We start from the raw sequence: 1,406 nt of genomic DNA, 5'->3' as shown, positions 1-1,406 counted from the left end.
CCAAATTCATCATTAGTTTTTACATCAATAGTAGCTATGTTCTTTGTTTTATGATTGATGAAATCAAAGAAGGAATTTAGTCCTGATTGAATGGAAGAGAGTGGGGAGAGACTGCGTTTGATAGCCAGTCGAATAAAAACAAGTATAAAGGCTATGGCTATAATACCTATAAGTAATTGTTTGATTAAAATTTCATTAGTCGTATCTGAATAAAGCTTACTTTGAGTTAGGGTGCAAATTCTATAAAAATCACTCACAGCAGTCGTGCAAAATGCTTCATATTTTTCGCCTTGTTCGTCTTCAACAACAAAAGAAGTATGAGAATTTAACAAACTTGGATTTTGATTAATAGCCTGAGTGATATTAGTGCTAAGAGCGTTTTTTTGAAGCATTAGTTCTGTTTTTTCGTGGAAAAGTATAGTGCCTTGTGGGTCAAAAATAGCGGTGTAGGTGCTTTGAGAGCGTCCTACTGAAAGCACATCTTTAGCGTAATTAGCAAGGTTGTATTCGCTACCTACTACGCCAATCGTTTTTCCATTGACAACAACAGGAATTCCATAGCCTATGACAACATTGCCTGTGCTACGACTAAGATAAGGCGGGGTAACGACAAGTTTATTGCTTACTTTAGCTTCTTTATACCACGCTCTAGTGCTTACATCATAATTTTTACTTAAATCAAGATAATCACCATTACTAAGATAGGTTTTACCCGTTTTGTCGTAGCCAAAAAAGGCAGAATCAAAAAGAGCAATGTCTTTAAAAAAAGCAAGAGTGGCATAAATTTTATCTTCGCTTAAATCTTTGGCTAAATCCTTTGCTAAGGCTTGCATAGTAAGCTCTTTGTTTTTACTTGCATTTTCAAAGGCTGTTGCGGTATTTGTAAGAATGGTCATTTGGTTGCTATTGAGTAAAGAATGCGAATTTTTAAGAGAGCTTAAATAACTAATTACACTAGAAACACCAAGTGCTAAGACGATTAAAATTCCTATTAAAATAGTCAATTTTGTGGAGACACTGCTTTTCATAACTTTCCTTTTGATTTTGTAAAGAAGTGCATTATACAAAAAAAAAAAAAACGATTCAAGCAGATTAAAAGATTTATATTTTTACAGGTTTAAGCAAATTAATTTACCCAAGCCCTTTTTTAAAGCTTGGATTGATTTAGTTAAGATGGATTAAAATGAATTAGAAATTGCTATATCTTAAATTCATTCTTTCAAAACTTCTTCTTCTTCACATCTTCAAGTATATTACTTGCTATATCACTGACTGTATTAGAAATAACAGCACTTTCATTAGCAATTTCAACATTATCCTTAGTGGTTTGGTCTATTTGAGCTACACTTTCATTGATTTGAGTAATACCTGCTGTTTGTTCTTTAATACTTTCTGCCATATCATTG

Annotated in this window: 1 protein-coding gene and 1 pseudogene; both read right to left on the bottom strand. The window is 32.7% G+C overall.

Going from position 1 to position 1,406, the window contains the following annotated elements; translation table 11 throughout:
• On the bottom strand, positions 1 to 1,028 hold a 1,028-nt coding region (locus ACLL8X_RS09250), incomplete at its 3' end, for a cache domain-containing protein (RefSeq protein WP_411990626.1).
• A 191-nt stretch (positions 1,029 to 1,219) separates the two neighbouring features.
• A pseudogene (locus tag ACLL8X_RS09245) lies at positions 1,220 to 1,406 on the bottom strand (methyl-accepting chemotaxis protein); the annotation flags it as partial.

Origin of the sequence: Campylobacter parajejuni (genome assembly GCF_046764905.1) — a bacterium.
In the GTDB taxonomy this organism is placed as follows: domain Bacteria; phylum Campylobacterota; class Campylobacteria; order Campylobacterales; family Campylobacteraceae; genus Campylobacter_D.
This window is presented reverse-complemented; position numbering and strand designations above follow the sequence as displayed.